The 17502-nt window shown below is 64.9% G+C and carries 14 protein-coding genes and 1 riboswitch; of the genes, 6 read left to right on the top strand and 8 right to left on the bottom strand.

Annotation, left to right across the window (positions count from 1 at the left end; translation table 11 throughout):
• Positions 1 to 94: 94 nt before the first annotated feature.
• Positions 95 to 246: riboswitch (cobalamin riboswitch) on the bottom strand.
• The 3 genes from KVY23_RS18590 to KVY23_RS18580 form a co-directional block, all read right to left on the bottom strand.
• Positions 238 to 1542 carry a GAF domain-containing protein gene (locus KVY23_RS18590; protein WP_230557757.1) on the bottom strand — a complete coding sequence of 435 codons (1305 nt, stop codon included), beginning with the start codon at positions 1540 to 1542 and terminating at the stop codon, positions 238 to 240. It overlaps the preceding riboswitch by 9 nt.
• Positions 1543 to 1587: 45 nt before the next feature.
• Positions 1588 to 2352: an acetoin reductase gene (locus KVY23_RS18585; protein ID WP_230557756.1), complete on the bottom strand. Its 765-nt coding sequence runs from the start codon at positions 2350 to 2352 to the stop codon at positions 1588 to 1590.
• A complete protein-coding gene (locus KVY23_RS18580) occupies positions 2349 to 3407 on the bottom strand; it encodes a 2,3-butanediol dehydrogenase (protein ID WP_075840265.1) in 1059 nt (352 codons plus the stop codon). The genes KVY23_RS18585 and KVY23_RS18580 overlap by 4 nt, the downstream gene beginning before the upstream one ends.
• A 178-nt stretch (positions 3408 to 3585) precedes the next feature.
• Between KVY23_RS18580 and KVY23_RS18575 the strand changes: the two genes are divergently transcribed.
• From KVY23_RS18575 to KVY23_RS18560, 4 genes are all read left to right on the top strand, one after another.
• Positions 3586 to 4752, top strand: a complete 1167-nt coding sequence (locus tag KVY23_RS18575; protein ID WP_230557755.1) for a hypothetical protein — start codon at positions 3586 to 3588, stop codon at positions 4750 to 4752.
• Between the two features lie 211 nt (positions 4753 to 4963).
• Positions 4964 to 6787: an NAD(P)/FAD-dependent oxidoreductase gene (locus KVY23_RS18570; protein ID WP_230557754.1), complete on the top strand. Its 1824-nt coding sequence runs from the start codon at positions 4964 to 4966 to the stop codon at positions 6785 to 6787.
• A 146-nt stretch (positions 6788 to 6933) separates the two neighbouring features.
• Entirely contained in the window at positions 6934 to 8508 is a 1575-nt protein-coding gene (locus KVY23_RS25160; protein ID WP_230557753.1) for a helix-turn-helix domain-containing protein, read from the top strand.
• A gap of 91 nt (positions 8509 to 8599) precedes the next feature.
• Positions 8600 to 9709 (top strand): NDMA-dependent alcohol dehydrogenase, encoded by a 1110-nt coding sequence (locus tag KVY23_RS18560; protein ID WP_075838010.1) that lies wholly within the window; start codon positions 8600 to 8602, stop codon positions 9707 to 9709.
• Positions 9710 to 9777: 68 nt separating this feature from the next.
• Here KVY23_RS18560 and KVY23_RS18555 read toward each other — a convergent pair whose 3' ends face one another.
• On the bottom strand, positions 9778 to 10923 hold the full coding sequence (locus KVY23_RS18555) for an acyl-CoA dehydrogenase family protein (protein ID WP_374108743.1): 1146 nt from the start codon (positions 10921 to 10923) through the stop codon (positions 9778 to 9780).
• 73 nt (positions 10924 to 10996) lie between these two features.
• Positions 10997 to 11818 carry an SDR family oxidoreductase gene (locus KVY23_RS18550; RefSeq protein ID WP_075838012.1) on the bottom strand — a complete coding sequence of 274 codons (822 nt, stop codon included), beginning with the start codon at positions 11816 to 11818 and terminating at the stop codon, positions 10997 to 10999.
• 113 nt (positions 11819 to 11931) lie between these two features.
• On the opposite strand from KVY23_RS18550, the gene KVY23_RS18545 reads away from it, so the two are divergent.
• Positions 11932 to 13602, top strand: a complete 1671-nt coding sequence (locus tag KVY23_RS18545; protein ID WP_230557751.1) for a phospholipase D family protein — start codon at positions 11932 to 11934, stop codon at positions 13600 to 13602.
• Positions 13603 to 13628: 26 nt separating this feature from the next.
• Here KVY23_RS18545 and KVY23_RS18540 read toward each other — a convergent pair whose 3' ends face one another.
• Both KVY23_RS18540 and KVY23_RS18535 read right to left on the bottom strand, forming a co-directional pair.
• Positions 13629 to 14330: a type 1 glutamine amidotransferase domain-containing protein gene (locus KVY23_RS18540; RefSeq protein WP_230557750.1), complete on the bottom strand. Its 702-nt coding sequence runs from the start codon at positions 14328 to 14330 to the stop codon at positions 13629 to 13631.
• Positions 14331 to 14347: 17 nt separating this feature from the next.
• Positions 14348 to 16279 carry a heavy metal translocating P-type ATPase gene (locus KVY23_RS18535; RefSeq protein WP_230557749.1) on the bottom strand — a complete coding sequence of 644 codons (1932 nt, stop codon included), beginning with the start codon at positions 16277 to 16279 and terminating at the stop codon, positions 14348 to 14350.
• A 54-nt stretch (positions 16280 to 16333) separates the two neighbouring features.
• On the opposite strand from KVY23_RS18535, the gene KVY23_RS18530 reads away from it, so the two are divergent.
• Positions 16334 to 16684, top strand: a complete 351-nt coding sequence (locus KVY23_RS18530; protein ID WP_075838013.1) for a metalloregulator ArsR/SmtB family transcription factor — start codon at positions 16334 to 16336, stop codon at positions 16682 to 16684.
• A gap of 12 nt (positions 16685 to 16696) precedes the next feature.
• On the opposite strand, the gene KVY23_RS18525 is transcribed toward KVY23_RS18530, so the two are convergent.
• On the bottom strand, positions 16697 to 17365 hold the full coding sequence (locus KVY23_RS18525) for a TetR/AcrR family transcriptional regulator (RefSeq protein ID WP_230557748.1): 669 nt from the start codon (positions 17363 to 17365) through the stop codon (positions 16697 to 16699).
• Positions 17366 to 17502: the final 137 nt, after the last annotated feature.

The raw sequence follows: 17502 nt of genomic DNA, 5'->3' as shown, positions 1-17502 counted from the left end.
CTCACTTGGAGCTCAGAGCCACGAAAATGAGAGCCGACACACGCAGCACGAATCGCCACGCGCGGGGCTGCCGATTCGTAGACCACGACGAATAGGTGCCGCTCACGCAGTCGCTGGGTAATCGGGCTCGCTGCCTCGCGACGAGGCAACCCACCGTTGCGGGTCAGCGCCGGATTTCGACCGGCTTCCCCCTGTGACTGGTGTGCTTGTGTTCGCTGTGCAGTATGCACCAGCACATCACGTGTGTGTCAACGTGCGACGCACCGCCGGCGCCGTGGAATGCGGCAACAGACGGCTCGGATCGTCGGGGAGCAGAAGCTGAACGTGCGCCGATTCGTCGAATCGGTACGGCTGTGTCAGCACGATACCGGCGAGGTGTTTGCGCAACCGCGACATCTCCGCGCGCACGGTGATGGCCCGGCCGTCGTCGCCGAACAGGTCCGCTGCCATCTGCGCGGCACTGCGCCCGGCTCTGTTGGTCGCGAGCAGATACAGAATTTCGGCGTGTCGGGGTGTGGGCTCGTGCGTCCACTCCCCGGCCTCGCTGCGGATCTGCACTCGTGCGCGTTGAGGCTGCCGAAGATCGAGCACCACGGTCGTCGTGCTGCCCGCCTCCGACGCGGTTGCGTCCGCGTGAGCGTCGGTCGGCCGCACCAACCAGCCACCCGGTAGCGGCTCGAAATCGCACACCCCGAGCGTCGGCAACCAGAACCGACCCGAGGCGAGTTCCTCAGGGAGAAGGATGCGGTTGCGCAGAGCAACGGACTCGACCGCAGCAACCCAGCCGTGCGAGTCGACAGCGAGCGCCGGGGACCGCAACCGAGCGAGCATCGGCGCAGCAACCGAACGCAATCGGTCCAGATTCTGTCGATGCTGTTCACGCAACTGCGATTCCGCGAGACGAGCGATGGCGTCCACCAGCGCCAGCGTGGTCGGATGCACCGTACTCGCGGGGCCACTGACATCGACTGCGCCGATGACGTGCCCGGTTCGCGGATCCTTGATGGGCGCTCCCGCGCAGGTCCACGGATGATGGCTTCGCACATAGTGTTCCGCCGAGAAGATCTGCACCGCGCGGCGCGAGACCAGCGCGGTACCGATGGCGTTGGTACCCACCGACTCCTCGGCCCAGTTCGCGCCTTCGACGAAACCCAGCCCGTCCGCGCGGTCGAGCACCGACGTCGTCCCGTTCCGCCACAGCACCCGGCCGTGCCGGTCGGCGACCACCAGGATGTTGTCGCCGTCCTGGACCACGGATTCGAGCCCGTGGGCCAGGTCGTCGAGGATGTCGAACAGGCCCGATTCCCGACGGCTGAGCTCGAGGTCCGAGACGTCGATCTGCGGCGTGGCGACGCTGCGCTGCTCAGGGTCGATACCGAGGGTCTGCAGCCGTCGCCACGAGTCCCCGATCACCTCCCGCGGGCGAGCCGGCGACTTGCCGCCGGTCATCGTCGCGTCGTACACGGCAGTGAGAATCTGCGCGTAGCGGCGCGGGTCCTCGCCCGCCGCCAGCGCAGGTTCGGGACCTGTCGACGGTGTCATCACAGTCAATTGTGCTCCAGATCACTTCACGAGCGCAAAGGTGGGTCAGCGGAACACCAGGCCACCGTCGATGAGCGGTGCCTGACCAGTCATGTAGTCCGAATCCGGACCGGCCAGGTACGACACGAACGCCGCCACATCCTCCGGCGTCTGCGCCCGACCGAGAGCGATCCCGCCGACGAACTTGTCGTAGGTTTCGCCCTCGGCAGCACCGGTCAATTCGGCGAACCGCTTGTCGATGGTCACCCACATGTCCGTGCCGACCACACCGGGACAGTAAGCGTTGACGGTGATGCCATGGGAGGCATATTCCTTGGCCGCCGCCTGCGTCAGAGCGCGAACCGCGAACTTGGTGGCGCTGTAGACGCCGAGCATCGCGAACCCGTCATGACCGGCGATGGAGGAGGCATTGACGATCTTGCCCTTGCATTCCAGCGCTTTGAACTTCGCTGCGGCAGCTTGAATTCCCCACAACACACCGTCGACGTTGACGGCCCAGATCTTCTTCGTATCCTCCGGTCGCACATCATCGAGCGGGGCAACCTGGGCGATGCCGGCATTGTTGATCATCACATCGAACCCGCCGAGCTCGTTGTGGGCGTGCTCGACGGCGGCGAACACCTGAGCACGATCACTGACGTCTGCGGTGAATGTCGTTGCTGCTCGGCCCTTTTCTCGCACCTCCTCCGCGACCGAATCGATCTTGTCGTTGATGTCGACGAGTGCGATGTCGTGGCCGTCGGCAGCGAGTCGTAGCGCGATGCTGCGGCCGATCCCCTGGCCGGCTCCGGTGACGAGTACGACGCTCATGCTGTTGCTCCTTCGGACGGATCGACCAGAACCTTCATCTTCGTGCCCGCGTGCAGCGCCTCGAAACCGTCGTCGATGACCGACTCGAGCCCGATCTTGTCCACCCAGCCGGTCGTGTCGTACTTGCCCTGCGACATCAGCTCGATGACGGCCTCGTAATCGGCCGAGGTGTAGCACAGCGAACCCTGGATGCGAGATTCGTTCATCACGAGCTTCTGCAGCGGTGTGGTCAAAGGCTTCTCGTAGATCGCCACGCTGACGACGGGCTTGCGCGCACCGATGCACCCCAGGGCAGTCTCGACGGCAGGTTGCACTCCGGCGGCGTCGTAGATCGCGTCGGCGCCACGCCCGTCGGTCCGGTCGGCGATGTAGGCGGGAATGTCGACCGCCGTCGGATCGAGGGTCTTCGCGCCGAGCGCTTCGATCGAGGCACGGCGCGTCGGCGACGGCTCCACGACGTAGACGTCGTCCAGTCCCTTACCTCGAAGGGCGAACCACAGACCGATGCCGATCGGCCCGGCGCCGAACACCATCGCGGTGTCCTCGGGCTTCGGATCCCCCAGTGTCGCGGCATGGAAGGCCACCGACATCGGTTCGACGAGCGCGCCCAGTTCCAGCGAAACGTTCTCCGGGAGCTGGTGAATCATGTTCGTCGGGACGACGGTGTACTCGGCCATGCCGCCGTCGGACATCAGGCCGTGGAACCCGATCTGCTGGCAGATGTTGTAGTTGCCGGCGCGGCACGGCCCGCAGTGCCCGCAGCGATACAGCGGTTCGATTGCGACGCGATCGCCGACGCTCGTGCCCGTCACACCCTTGCCGACCTCGGTGACAGTGCCCGAGAACTCGTGGCCCAGCACCAGCGGCAACTGCTGATGCGTCAGCGGATGCGGCTCGGTGGGGATGAAGATCGGTCCCGCGTAATACTCGTGCAGATCTGTCCCGCAGATCCCGTTGAACCCGACCTTCACCTTCACCTCACCCGCGCCGGGGGTCGGTTCGGGCACGTCGGCGATCTCCACCTTGTTCGGGCCGTAATACACAGCTGCGCGCATCGCTTCACACTCCTGTTCGTTTGATGCGTCCATGTCTATGTGACCTGAGGCACAGGGCGCCAGGGTTGCAGGGCGTTGCATCGCGGGCCAAATGCAACCCCCCGCAACCCTGATGTCGCGTTTGTGATCCAGCTCATAGTTACAGCGCCCAATCCCCGCTGCCCCAGGAGAGCCGATCATGACCACAACAGCAGGCGTCGAACGCGATCCAGATAGTCATTCCGCGGGCTCCACTCCCGCCCGACAGACAACCGCACCCGGCCGAGCGGCGAAAGGCCACTGGTTCGCCTTCGGCGCGGCGAATCTCGCCGTCGTCGTGACGATTTCGCTCGCCACGTGGTATCTCCTCGCCGATCCCACAACCAGTCCGTGGAGCTTCTATCCGCTCCCCTTCAACGCAGCGCTCTTCTGGGCGATCCTGTTCATCGTCTTCATCGGATTCAACTGCGAATTCGCAGGTTTCGACAAGCTCGCCCAACCACTGCGCGGGATCACCATTCTGGTAACGACGGGCATTTTCGCGGTTGCGGTCACATGGCTTCTCGGCAGCGGACTCGGCTCACTGTTTCCGGACTTCGCCGGCTCCCGCGAAGGCGGACTCGGCTACTTCGCCGGCGCACTCTTCGTCCTGTTCGGGTTCGCGACATGGGTGATGGTCGTTCTGAACTGGCAACACTGGCCATGGACCGCACTGGGGATGAAGCAGCCGTTGATCGGACTGTGCGAGATCGCGTTCGTCGCCGTCCCGACGCTGGCCCTGTACTTCGTGTTCGGTCTACCGTCCGTCTCGCTCTCGGCGACCGATCCGCTGATGACTGTCGACACGGTGCTCGGCTGGTTCTATTCGATGGTCGTCGCCGTTATCCTCACCGGCCAGACGCTCGACAATTGGCCGTGGAAACTGTTCGGCGGTGGCGGCCGGACCGCACTCGCTGCGACCGTCGGGAACGTTCTTCTCGGGACCGCCATCTACTTCCTGATGGTTCCTTTCGCGAAGGTGCTCCTCGGATCGACGGCAACCTCGGAGTTGGGCAGCGTCATCAATCAGTTCCCGGCGCAGATCGGCGTGTGCTGGGCGTTCTGGATGATTTTCTGGGCTCATGGGTTCGGGAACAGGTTCAGCCCGTCGATCCGCGCGGCGCTCACCTTCGCGCTGGCGGTGGGCACTTTCCTCTTCTACTACCACTTCGCCGCGGAACACATCCTGCACGAGCCCGAGGTGGCTACCGGCGTGCACGGCAACGCTCTCGGCTTCGTCGACTGGCTCGTGCTCTGGACGCTGATCTACGTCATCGGCTTTCAGTCGCTCGGCATGAGGAAGCTGTCTCCGGCTCTCGGTACATAGCCGCCCGCGGACCTAGCACCGTTTTTGCCGACCCTGCACATCGGTTCAGGTCATAGCGCATATGCGAGCTCGGCAAAAACGGTGCTAGGTCTTCAGGCATCCAATCCGGCGTGAGCCACGTCACGTGCAACCCACTGCAACTCTCGACCCAGCAGACGAGAAGGAGTGTGCTGGGTCACAGAACACGTACACGAACGACGAGGGAGTAGGCATGACCCAGACCATGGAACCGGCGGCAGCCGCGAAATTCCAGACCCCACAGGAACGCGTCGATGCATGGTTGGCGGACTTCGAGGCAGCGCTCGCTGCCCGCGACCTCGACCGCGTCGCCGCCAAGTTCGCCGTCGACAGCTTTTGGCGCGACCTGGTCACCTTCACGTGGAACCTCAAGACCGTCGAGGGCCGCGACGGCATCAAGGACATGCTCGGCGAGCGTCTCGACGAGACCGACCCGTCCGGCTTCCGCACCACCGAGACGCCCGACGAAGCCGACGGTGTCACGTCGGCATGGATCGAGTTCGAGACCGCCACCAGCCGCGGAAAAGGCCATCTGCGGTTGAAGGACGATCAGGCGTGGACCTTGTTGACCACGATGCAGGAGCTCAAGGGACACGAGGAACGCCAAGGCGCCACCCGCATCCAGGGCGCAGTGCACGGCTCCAACGCCGACACCCAGAACTGGGCGGAGAAGCGTGAGATGGAGGAGAAAGAACTCGGCTACACCGTCCAGCCGTACGCGTTGATCGTCGGCGGCGGTCAGGGCGGGATCGCGCTGGGAGCACGCTTCCGCCAACTCGGGGTACCGGCGATCGTCGTCGACCGCGGTAACCGCCCCGGCGATCAGTGGCGCGGGCGGTACAAGTCACTGTGCCTGCACGACCCCGTCTGGTACGACCATCTCCCCTACCTGCCGTTCCCGCCGAACTGGCCGGTGTTCGCGCCGAAGGACAAGATCGGCGACTGGCTCGAGATGTACACCAAGGTCATGGAGGTTCCCTACTGGACCCGCACCACAGCAAGGTCCGCTACCTACGACGAGGACGCGCAGGAGTGGACCGTCGTCCTCGACCGTGACGGCGAGGAAGTGATCCTCCGTCCGAAGCAGCTGGTGATGGCCACCGGAATGTCCGGCAAGAAGAACGTGCCGAACTTCCCCGGAATGGACGAGTTCGAGGGCGAGCAGCACCATTCGAGCGAGCACCCGGGTCCCGACGCCTATGTCGGCAAGAAGGTCGTCGTCGTCGGCTCCAACAACTCCGCGCACGACATCTGCAAGGCCCTCTACGAAACCGGCGTCGATGTGACGATGCTGCAGCGATCCTCCACGCACATCGTCAAGTCCGATTCGCTGTGCGAGATCGCACTCGGCGATCTCTACTCCGAGCGGGCCGTGGAATCCGGCATGACGACGGCGAAAGCCGACCTGACGTTCGCCTCGCTGCCGTACCGCATCATGCACGAGTTCCAGATTCCCGTTTACCAGCAGATCGCCGAGAAGGACAAGGACTTCTACGACCGGCTCGAGAAGGCCGGATTCCAGCACGACTTCGGTGACGACGGCAGCGGCCTGTTCATGAAGTACCTGCGGCGCGGTTCGGGCTACTACATCGATGTCGGTGCATCCGAACTCGTGGCCGAGGGCAAGATCAAACTGGTCGGCGGCCAGGTGTCCCGGATCAGCAAGACAGGCGTCGTACTCGAGGACGGGACCGAGCTACCGGCCGACCTCATCGTCTACGCCACCGGCTACGGCTCGATGAACGGGTGGGTGGCGGATCTGATCGACCAGGAGACCGCAGACAAGGTCGGCAAGTGCTGGGGCCTCGGCTCGGACACCACGAAGGATCCTGGTCCGTGGGAAGGCGAGCAACGCAACATGTGGAAGCCGACGCAGCAGGAGAACCTGTGGTTCCACGGCGGCAACCTGCACCAGTCGCGGCACTACTCGCTCTACCTCGCGCTGCAGATCAAGGCCCGCTACGAGGGCATCGACACCCCCGTCTACGGGCTGCAGGAGGTCCACCACCTGAGGTAGCGGCTCCGCCGCATGTGAGTGGAAGTACATAGCCCGCTATGTACTTCCACTCACATGCGCGAAGCGCCTTCCCCCACGAAGGAAACGATGGCTCGATAACCTGGATTCGAGCCGGGGGAATTTTCGGACTCGAGGAGCACAGCGTGGTGCGTGAACAGATCGCTCGGTCGTGGCAGCGCTCTGCGTCGAGCGGTCTCGAGCCGGCGCATACGTTGGAGTCGGCGAGCCTGCGCGACGTCGACCGTCGAAGCCGTCTGCTCGCCGCCGCGAACCCCGTTCTCGATCGCATGGAAAACGTTCTCGACGGTTCCGGGTACTGCGTGCTGCTGGCCGACCGGGATGCGCGACTCGTCGACCTGCGCTTCGGCACCCGCGAGCTACGGGACATCGTATTCGGTGTCGGCGCGGTCGTCGGTCGCTCGTTCACCGAGGAGGCGTCGGGCACCAATTCCATCGCCACCACCTTCGAACTGCGCACACCGTTGGCGGTACGCGGCGACGAGCACTACATCGAGTCGATGAAGCAGTTCAGTTGCTACGGCTACCCGCTGATCCACCCTGTCACCAAGCGCATCGAAGGCGTCCTCGACATCACCTTCTCGGCCCGCGAGGACAATCCGCTGCTTCTGCCGATACTCGCCCAATCGGCCCAGGACATCCAGGGTCGGCTGCTCGCGGAGACCCGCAGCGGTGAACAGCGGCTCTTCCATGCGTTTCAGCACGCATCGGCCAGGCGCCGCGGCGCCCCCGTCGTCGCGATCGCGGACGAGCTGCTGCTCGAGAACACCAGCGCCGCGCAGCTCGTCGATGCCGTCGACCATGCCGCACTGCGATCACTCACCGACGACGCGGTGCGCCGCAGCGGCGTCGTCGACTCGCTCGCGTTGAACTCGGGCGTCCTGGTGACCGTCCGGTGGGAGCGGCCGGTTTCCGGCGCAGGGGTCGTCATCGAGATCGACGTTCGGCACCGCCCGGTTCGCCCGGCGGCGACGGCGGTCCCCTCGGCGAAGCCACTGTGCGTGCTCGGCGAGCCAGGGACCGGCAAGTCCACCACCTTGGCCAGGTTGACTGCGGCCCGCGTGCCGCGGTGGTTCGACGCCGCGGACCTCGTCACTACCACGCCCGCCGCGTGGCTGACGGCGGTCGAGGACGCGGTGGGCGCCGGAGGCGACGTCGTGGTGGAGAACGTGCATCTGACGGACGGCCCCGTCGCACATCGGCTGTTCGAACTGCTCGAATCGGCACAGGGATGGTTCGCGCTATCGGGTTCGACGCGCGATTCCACCGAGCCGGAGCATCGCCGTCTGCTGTCGCTGTGCGCCGACACCGTCGAACTGTCACCGCTGAGGTCACGTCGACACGAGATTCCCGATCTGGTTCGCGCGATGATGGCCGAGCTCGGGGCCCGCGCACACTTCACCGCGGGCGCGATGAGCGCACTGATCGATCACGACTGGCCCGGCAACATCGGCGAGCTCCGACGTGAGGTCACCGACGCGGCTGCGCGACGGTCGGTCGGCGATATCACCGAGCACGATCTCGTTCGACCCGGTAGCCGGTGCACCGCGCGGTCCTTGACTGCTCTCGACGCAGCGATGCGCGACGCCATCGTGCACGAGCTTGCCCGGTGCGGCGGCAACAAGGCCGCAACTGCGGACAGTCTGGGCATCAGCCGGACGACTCTCTACAAGCGGATGAAGCAGTTGAGCATCCAGGGTTAGAACGTCCAGTATCTGAACACTCCACACACGTGACCCGCGTCACTATCGATGCATACATCTCGATACAGCAATACATCAAGATAGGGACGCGATGAAGACAAAAGCAGCAGTTCTCTTCGAGGCACACAAGCCGTTCGAGATCCTCGAGCTCGAACTCGACGGCCCCGGCCCGGGCGAGGTATTGATCAAATACGTCGCCGCCGGCCTGTGCCACTCCGATCTCCATCTTCTCGACGGCGATCTGCCACCCCGATTCCCGATCGTCGGTGGACACGAGGGCTCGGGCATCATCGAGGAGGTCGGCCCCGGCGTCACCAAGGTCGCGCCCGGGGACCACGTCGTCTGTTCGTTCATTCCCAACTGCGGCACCTGTCGCTACTGTTCTACGGGTCGACAGAACCTGTGCGACATGGGCGCAACAATTCTCGAGGGCTGCATGCCCGACGGCTCGTTCCGGCGTCGCGACGACAAGGGGACCGAGTTCGGCGCCATGTGCATGCTCGGCACGTTCGCCGAACGCGCGACGATTTCGCAGCATTCCGTCGTCAAGATCGACGACTGGCTGCCTCTCGAGACAGCGGTTCTCGTCGGCTGCGGCGTCCCGTCCGGATGGGGTACCTCCGTGTATGCAGGAGGGGTGCGGGCCGGTGATTCGGTGATCATCTACGGCATCGGCGGCCTCGGCATCAACGCCGTCCAGGGCGCCGTGCACGCCGGCGCGAAGCACGTTCTCGTCGTCGATCCGTTGGAGTTCAAGCGAAATCAGGCGCTCAAATTCGGTGCGACACATGCCTTCGCTGACTACGAGTCCGCGCAGGAGAAGTTGACCGAGCTGACGTGGGGACAGGGCGCGGATCAGGCGCTGATCCTCGTCGGAACCGTCGACGAAGGTGTGGTGCAGGCAGCTACCGCCGCGATCGGCAAGGGCGGAACCGTCGTCATCACCGGTCTCGCAGATCCCGAGGCGCTGACGGTGCATGTCTCCGGCACCGATCTGACGCTCAATCAGAAGACGATCAAGGGCACACTGTTCGGTTCGGCCAATCCGCAGTACGACATCGTGCGCCTACTGCGGCTCTACGATGCCGGCCAGCTCAAGCTCGACGAGCTGATCACCAACACCTACACGCTCGAGCAGGTCAACGAGGGTTATCAGGATCTGCGAGACGGCAAGAACATGCGTGGGGTGATTCACCTGTAGGCGCTGCGCGCATGTGAGTGGAAGTACTTGTCCCACTATGTATTTTCACTCACATGCGGCGAAGCCGCCTAGAGGTACTTCTTGAGCTCCATCTTCGCGATCGCCATCTTGTGCACCTCGTCCGGCCCGTCTGCGAGCCTGAGCGTGCGGATGTGGGCGTACATCATCGCCAGCGGGAAGTCGTTGCTCACTCCGCCGCCGCCGTGCACCTGGATCGCGCGGTCGATCACCTTCAGTGCCATTTCGGGGGCCGCGACCTTGATCGCGGCGATCTCGGTGCGCGCCTCCTCGTTGCCGACCGTGTCCATCAGGTAGGCAGCCTTGAGGGTGAGAAGACGTGTCTTCTCGATATCGATGCGAGCCTCGGCGATCCAGTCCTGAATGTTGGACCGGGTCGCGATCGGCTTGCCGAAGGTGGTGCGAGCAACCGCTCGACGACACATCAGTTCCAGTGCCCGCTCGGCGACACCGATCGTCCGCATCGCGTGGTGGATTCGTCCGGGCCCGAGCCGCGCCTGGCTGATGGCGAAGCCTTCACCCGGCCCCTTCAGCACGTCCTTCGACGGCACGCGAACGTCCTCGAAGAGCACCTCGGCGTGGCCTTCGCGATCGATGTAGCCGAACACCGGCAGATTGCGCAGAATCGTCACACCGGGTGCGTCGATCGGGACGACCAGCATCGATTGCTGCTTGTGCGTCGCCGCGTCCGGATCGGTCTTGCCCATCACGATGAGCACCTTGCAGTTCTGGTGCATCGCGTTCGAGGTCCACCACTTGCGACCGTTGAGCACGTAGTCGTCGCCGTCACGCACCATGCTCATCTCGACGTTCGTCGCATCCGAACTCGCGACACCGGGTTCGGTCATCGCAAACGCAGAACGAATGGTGCCGTCCAACAGCGGCTTCAGATACTTTTCCTTGTGCTCATCGGTGCCGAAGAGCGTGAACACTTCCATGTTCCCGGTGTCGGGAGCGGCGCAGTTGCACGCTTCCGAGGCAATGTGACTGCGTCCCATGATCTCCGCGAGTGGGGCGTATTCGAGGTTCGTCAACCCCGGGCCCCACTCGGGGTGCGGGTGGAATAGGTTCCACAACCCGCGAGACTTGGCTTCCTTCTTCAGATCCTCGATGATCTGGGGTTGACCGTGCGGATCACCCAGCTCACGCATCTGCTCCTCGTACACCGACTCCGCTGGATAGATGTGCGAGTCCATGAACTCGAGCAGATCGGCCTGATACTTCTTGCCGCGGTCGGTTGTTTCGAAGAACGACACGTGATTTCTCTCCTCAGTTCGATTCGCCCAGAAGGGCTTTCTGGTAGCGGCGCATACCGCGCAGCCACCGGTCGTAATCCGCACCCTTGTTTCGGTACATGTCCAGAACGTTCGCGTGCGGCAGGATGAGGAACTGTTCGGCGTCCATCGCCGCGAGCACGATCTCGGCGACGTCGGCGGGTTCGAGTACGTCTCCCGCGGAGAGCACCGCCTTGGTCGCGGCTGCGCCCAGGGCGCTCCCCGATTCCTGGCCCGCATAGAGCAGCTTGGTGTTCACTCCCATCGGGCACAGGCAGCTGACCCTGATTCCCCTGTCGCCGTAGGTGACATTGAGCCACTCGCTGAAGCCGACGGCCGCGTGCTTGGTGGTCGCGTAGGTGGCCGAGCCGATCTGAGTGAGCAGACCGGCGGCGGAGGCGGTACTGACGAAGTAGCCCTCGCCCCGTTCGAGCCACTTGGGAACCAACTGCTGCGCCGCCCTGATATGTGCGCGGAGATTGACCTCGATCGAGAGATCCCAGTCGGCTTCGGATGCTTCGAGCCCGGGCGCCCCGCTGATGCCCGCGTTGGCGAAAAAGAGATCGACCGGCCCGTACGTGTCCTCGGCGAGCGCGATGAGCGCGGAGATGTCCTCGCTTTTCGACGCATCCCCACCGAGCGAGACGGCCGCGCCGGGACTGGTCGCGTCGATGCGCGTGACGACCTCCGAGGCCGACGTCGGATTCAGATCCGACACCACCACTCGGGCGCCCTGCGCGACGAGGCGTTCGGCAAGCGCTCCGCCGATCCCCCCGCCTCCACCGGTGACCACGGCAACCTTGCCTGTAACCTTCATCACCCAGGTATAGCGCACGACAAGAAACTGACCTCATCCGGGCAGCGTGTTCGCGCCGCTGAACGGGAGCCTCGTGGCACGCCGAACCGAACTCTCTGACAGTATTTCCAAGCGTGATACTGCAGCGTCTACGCCGAACAGTCGACGACGTCGCGCGCAGGCTCGGCCGCACCATCGACTCGCTGAACGAGCAGGCCCTGACTTTCGACTCTGCCCACGGGTGGTTTCTCAGCGCCGAGGAGCGCGGAAACCCGGACACCCGCATTTCGGCGTGGACCGAGAACAACCGGGTCACTCCCCTGGTGCACGGCAAACCGTACTTCGAGGCACTCGAACGCGCGGTTCGGTCGGCCGGTGACGGCGATCTCGTCCTGTTCACCGATTGGCGCGGCGACCCCGAGCAGTACCTCACCGACGGAGTCACGGTCGAGGACGCCCTCACCGATGCCGCCACGCGCGGCGCGACGGTCAAAGGCATGGTGTGGCGCTCGCACATCAAGACGCTCGGATACACGGGCCCCAAGAATCGCAAGCTGGCCCAGCGGCTCGAGGATGCCGGGGGCGAGGCGATCCTCGATCAACGTGTCTTGACCTTGGGCAGCCATCACCAGAAGTTCGTCGTCGTCCGCTATCGAGACGATACGAAAACCGATCTGGCGTTCGTCGGCGGCATCGATCTCGCGCGTGCGCGGCGCGACGACGCCAACCATTTCGGTGATCCCGTGAGCCGACCGTTTCCGCCCGAGTACGGCGAGACCCCGGCGTGGCACGATATGCAGGTCCAGATCGAAGGCCCGGCCGTCCGCGACGTCGAGGACGTGTTTCGGGAACGCTGGGACGACCCGGCGGCGCTCTCGCGGCTGCCGTGGCATGTGCTCTCCGATGTGCTCCGCGGAGTCTCGTCCGAGCGCACTCCGATACCGCCGCAGGGCGCCGACCCGGCGAATGCAGGGACCTGCGCGGTACAACTGCTGCGCACCTACCCCCGACGGCATCCGGCCTACCCCTTCGCGACGAAGGGTGAGTTCAGTGCCGCCAGGGCGTACGCGAAGGCGCTGCGCCGTGCCCGTCGCCTCATTTACGTCGAGGACCAGTATCTCTGGTCGGTGGATGTTGCTCGGGTGTTCGCGGCTGCTCTGCGGCGCTCGCCGGATCTGCGGCTGATCGTCGTGGTGCCGAAGTATCTCGACGACGACAGCCCCATCACGATTCCGCCGGCGCTGCTCGGCCACTCGGCCGCGTTGGACGTCATTCGTGACGCCGGCGAGGACCGCGTGCTCGTGCTGGACCTCGAGAACGACCGCGGCATTCCGGTGTACGTGCACTCGAAGGTGTGCATCGTCGACGACGTCTGGGCAGCAGTCGGTTCCGACAACTTCAACCGTCGCTCGTGGACACATGATTCAGAACTGACCGCGGCCATCGTCGACGAACAACGCGACGAGCGCGCCCCCGCCGATCCGGGTGGTCTCGGCGACGGCGCGCGAGTCTTCGCCCGTGAACTTCGACTCGAACTTGCCCGCGAGCACCTCGGGCGCGCGGAGGGCGAGGACGACGACCTGATCGACCCGGCATCGTTCTTCGATGCGGTCCGGGCCAGTGTGACGCGGCTCGACGAGTGGCATCGGGCGCCGGGCGCCGCGCCGCGACCACCCGGCAGACTGAGGCAACACAACATCGTCGTGCCGCCTCAGTGGCAGCAGCGGATGGCTGCTGTGGTGTACCGAAAGTTCATCGATCCCGACGGCCGGCCCCTTCGCATGCGGCTGAGGCGAAGATTCTGACTGGCCGGCGTTGCGGGCGAAACCGGTCAGGACAGGGCTGATGCGACCCGGTCCGCGAGTGGCTTCGTCGATGCTGGGTTCTGCCCTGTGTAGAGGTTGCGATCGACGACGATGTGCGGTCCCCATGCCGCGCCACTCGAGAACTTCGCACCCGATTCGCGCAGCCGGGTTTCGAGCAGCCAGGGCGCGACATCGGCAAGGCCCGCCTGGGTCTCCTCCTCGTCGGTGAAGCCTGTCAGCTCGTAGCCGTCGAACGCCCACGCTCCGTTCGATCGCCTCGCGGGGAGCAAGGCGGCCGGTGCGTGGCACACCGTCGACACCAGCTTGCCGCCGTCGAGGAAGTCCGAGACCAAGGCACCGAACTGGCTGGACACCGCGAGATCCTCCATCGGCCCGTGCCCTCCCGGAACGAAGATGGCGTCGAAGTCGGCAGCCTTCTGCTCCTCGAGTGCCAGGGGCTTCTGCAGAGTCGACTCGATCGAGGCGAGGTACTCCTTCTGGTCGGCGACTTTCGCTTCGTCGCCTCCGTTCGCGTCGACGGAGAGCGATCCCTCGTCGACGACCGGCGCTGTGCCGCCCGGGGTGGCGACGACGACGTCGAATCCGGCTTCGATGAACGTGCGGTGCGATTCGACGAGTTCCTCCGCCCAGAATCCCGTCGGATGCTTCGATCCATCCTTCAGTGTCCAGTGGTCAGCGGCTGTCACAGCGAAAAGTAGTTGTGTCATCCCGGTTGCATGCCCCGTCACGGCCTCGCGCAATCGTCCCCTGGTCGCCACGCCCGCGAGGAGAGCAGCCGCATCCCGTTCAACGCAACGAGCACCGTCGAACTTTCGTGCCCGGCCACGCCGATGGGCAGTGGGAGGTGTCCGAGGAGGTCCCACGTGACCAGCACGAGTATGAACGTGGCTGCGATGACGAGGTTGGCCACCACGATTCGGTGGGCGCGGCGGGAGAGCTCGATCACAGACGCGATGCCGCCGAGATCATCGCGAATCAGCACTGCGTCGGCGGTGTCGAGCGCCAGATCCGAGCCCTTTCGGCCCATCGCGAATCCGGTATCCGCTGCGGCCAGTGCCGGGGCATCATTGACGCCGTCGCCGACGAGGAGCACGTGTTCGTCCATCTCGCTCACCGCGCTCGCCTTCTCGTGCGGCAGCAGCCCGGCCCGGACGTCGACGATGCCCGTCTCTCTCGCCACCGCGTGCGCGGCCCGAGAATTGTCGCCGGTGAGTAGGACGGTTCTGTTGCCGGTGACGGTTTCCAGCTCGGCGACGGCCCGTGCGGCATCGACTCGAATCGTATCGACCAGCCCGATCAGTCCCGCGACTTCGTCTGCGATGGTGACAACGACCACCGTCATTGCGGCGGACTCGAGCGTCTCGATGATCGCGTGCTGATCTTTTTCGCGCGCGGTCGGCTTGGCGACGGCCACCATGTGTCCTTCGATGCGGGCCCGCACACCCGAGCCGGGTGCGGACTCGAAGTCCGAGGCAGTCGGGACGTTCAGTTCGCGCCTGCGCGCGGCGTGGGCGATGGCCGCACCGATCGGATGCTCGCTGCCGTGCTCGACGGCCGCGGCGAGTCGGAGCACCTCGCTTTCGTCTCGGGTGCCGAACGCGACGATCCGCTCGACGTGCGGGACGCCCTCGGTCAGCGTGCCGGTCTTGTCGAACGCGACCACCGATGTCCGACGCAATTGCTCCATCACCACTGCCGATTTCACCAGGACTCCGTGCCTGCCCGCAGTGGCCATCGCGGCGAGCAGCGGAGGCATCGTCGCGAGCACGACGGCGCAGGGCGAGGCGACGATCATGAACGTCATCGCCCGCAGCAGCGCCGATTGCAGTTCGCTCCCGAACGCCATCGGAATCCCGAAGATCGCCGCGGTGGCACCGACGATGGTCTTGGAGTAGTACTGCTCGACCTTGTCGATGAACAGCTGCTTCTTGGCCTTGGTGGCCGAGGCGTGCTCGACCGTCGCGACGATGCGGGCGAGAACGGTGTTCGACGGGTCGACGTCGATCCGCACCCGCAACGCCCCGGTGCCGTTGATGGTGCCCGCGAACACCTCGTCGCCGACGCTTCGGTAGACCGGAATCGGCTCCCCGGTTATCGAGGCCTGGTCGACGTCGCTGTGGCCTTCGACGACAGTCCCCTCTCCCGCGATGCGCTCGCCTGGACGCACGAGAACCACGTCACCGGGGCGCAGCGAGGTGGCATCGACCTGGTGCTCGTCGCCGTTCTCCGCGACAATTACGGCGGTCTCCGGGGTGAGATCGAGGAGGCTGCGAATCGAGTCGGAGGTGCGCTTCGTCAGTACCGCCTCGAGGGCTCCGGATGTCGCGAAGATGACGATGAGCAGAGCACCGTCGAAGATCTGCCCGATTGCTGCGGCGCCGATTGCAGCGACGATCATCAGGAGGTCGACGTCGAGTGCCCTGTTTCGCAGAGCGCGAATGCCCTCGAGCGCAGGCTCCCAACCTCCGGTGATGTAGCACGCCAGGTAGAGGGTCCAGTACATCCAGGTCGGGGCGGGTGAGAGCTGGACCAGCAACCCGAGGACGAACAGCGCGGTCGCCGCGGACGCCCAGCGAACCTCCGGTACGGCGAGCAACGTGGTTCTGTCGCTGCCGCCGGTCCGTCCGGGGAGCGTCTGCGGAAGTACGGTCGTCATCTGTACATGATTACATGAAGAGCTATACATGTGTACATTGGTTATAGTTGTCGCATGGGACACACGGTCGACGGACGCACCACGCCGCCGGCGCAACTCGACGCAGACTCCGCGGCGACCGTCGCCGCTACGCTTCAGGCCCTGGCAACACCGAGCCGGCTTCGCATTCTCACGCAATTGCGCCAGGGTCCCAGCGGTGTCAACGACCTCGCCGACGCCGTAGAGATGGAACAGTCAGCGGTGTCCCATCAACTCCGGCTGCTGCGCGCAATGGGCCTCGTGACGGGCACCCGGTCAGGGCGAAGCGTCATCTACAGCCTCTACGACAACCACGTTGCGATGCTTCTGGACGAGGCCGTCTATCACATCGAGCATCTCGGACTGAGCGCCCCAGACCTCAGCTGACGAGCGGCGCAGCTACTCGCCAGTGAAAAGCAGCAGGGTGTCGCGAACGCACCGCTCGACGAACTCGTCGGTGACCTCGCGGCCACTGACGAGAAGTCGGAAATACATTGGTGCAACCAGACTTTCGATGACATCATCGGAATCGATATCGGTGCCGATCTCGCTGCGCTGCTGCGCCTGCTCGACGATGTCTCGGGCGAGTTCGAATCGCGCAGCGTAGAACGCTGTGCGCGCCTCGTCGATCTCGGGGTCGCCCGAAAGGGCGTACACGGCGCGCAACAGCCGACGGACCTCGGGCCGGGAGATCAGCATCGCCACCTGTTTTGCGAGCACCGTGAGATCCTCGGCCAGACTCCCGGTCCGCGGGGGCGGATTGTTGGCCGAGGCCAGCTTCATCACCGCTTCGCTGACCACCCCGGTACGACTACCCCAACGGCGGTAGACCGTCGTCTCGGCCACGTTCGCGCGAGCTGCGATGTCGGCGACCGAAATGGTCTCGATCTCGCGCTCGGTCAGCAGAGCGAGGGTGGCACTGAGCACCTGCTCCTGGACGCGCGCACTACGACCACCCGGCCGCTTCGACCTCGATCGCGGCTCGCCGGATTCGGCGCGCTCCGAGGTCGGGACGTCCGCAGTCCGGGCGTTCGGGTCCGGCTGCGCGCCGGCTTCGGTCGATACCATCGCGTGAAGGATACCGCCTGTCTCGTTTTTGGGTGATTTCCCCGTTAATGCTAGCCATATTGGCCTTAAGGCTATTATGAACAACACATCGAGCAGGAGCCGTGCCTTCGCCGAACAGGCGAAGACTCCAGCTCGGC

It is taken from the genome of Rhodococcus sp. I2R, from assembly GCF_020889545.1.
Classification (GTDB): domain Bacteria; phylum Actinomycetota; class Actinomycetes; order Mycobacteriales; family Mycobacteriaceae; genus Rhodococcoides.
This window is presented reverse-complemented; position numbering and strand designations above follow the sequence as displayed.

Excerpts from the sequence above, each read along its gene's own strand:
- KVY23_RS18580 (WP_075840265.1), bottom strand. The coding sequence starts at position 3,407 with ATGCGCGCAGCTGTGTATTACGGCCCGAACAAGGTGGAGATCGCCGAC.
- KVY23_RS18535 (WP_230557749.1), bottom strand. The coding sequence starts at position 16,279 with ATGACGACCGTACTTCCGCAGACGCTCCCCGGACGGACCGGCGGCAGC.
- KVY23_RS18550 (WP_075838012.1), bottom strand. The coding sequence starts at position 11,818 with ATGAAGGTTACAGGCAAGGTTGCCGTGGTCACCGGTGGAGGCGGGGGG.
- KVY23_RS18585 (WP_230557756.1), bottom strand. The coding sequence starts at position 2,352 with ATGAGCGTCGTACTCGTCACCGGAGCCGGCCAGGGGATCGGCCGCAGC.
- KVY23_RS18590 (WP_230557757.1), bottom strand. The coding sequence starts at position 1,542 with ATGACACCGTCGACAGGTCCCGAACCTGCGCTGGCGGCGGGCGAGGAC.
- KVY23_RS18525 (WP_230557748.1), bottom strand. The coding sequence starts at position 17,365 with ATGGTATCGACCGAAGCCGGCGCGCAGCCGGACCCGAACGCCCGGACT.
- KVY23_RS18570 (WP_230557754.1), top strand. The coding sequence starts at position 4,964 with ATGACCCAGACCATGGAACCGGCGGCAGCCGCGAAATTCCAGACCCCA.
- KVY23_RS18540 (WP_230557750.1), bottom strand. The coding sequence starts at position 14,330 with ATGACACAACTACTTTTCGCTGTGACAGCCGCTGACCACTGGACACTG.
- KVY23_RS18530 (WP_075838013.1), top strand. The coding sequence starts at position 16,334 with ATGGGACACACGGTCGACGGACGCACCACGCCGCCGGCGCAACTCGAC.
- KVY23_RS18575 (WP_230557755.1), top strand. The coding sequence starts at position 3,586 with ATGACCACAACAGCAGGCGTCGAACGCGATCCAGATAGTCATTCCGCG.
- KVY23_RS18560 (WP_075838010.1), top strand. The coding sequence starts at position 8,600 with ATGAAGACAAAAGCAGCAGTTCTCTTCGAGGCACACAAGCCGTTCGAG.
- KVY23_RS18555 (WP_374108743.1), bottom strand. The coding sequence starts at position 10,923 with ATGGACTCGCACATCTATCCAGCGGAGTCGGTGTACGAGGAGCAGATG.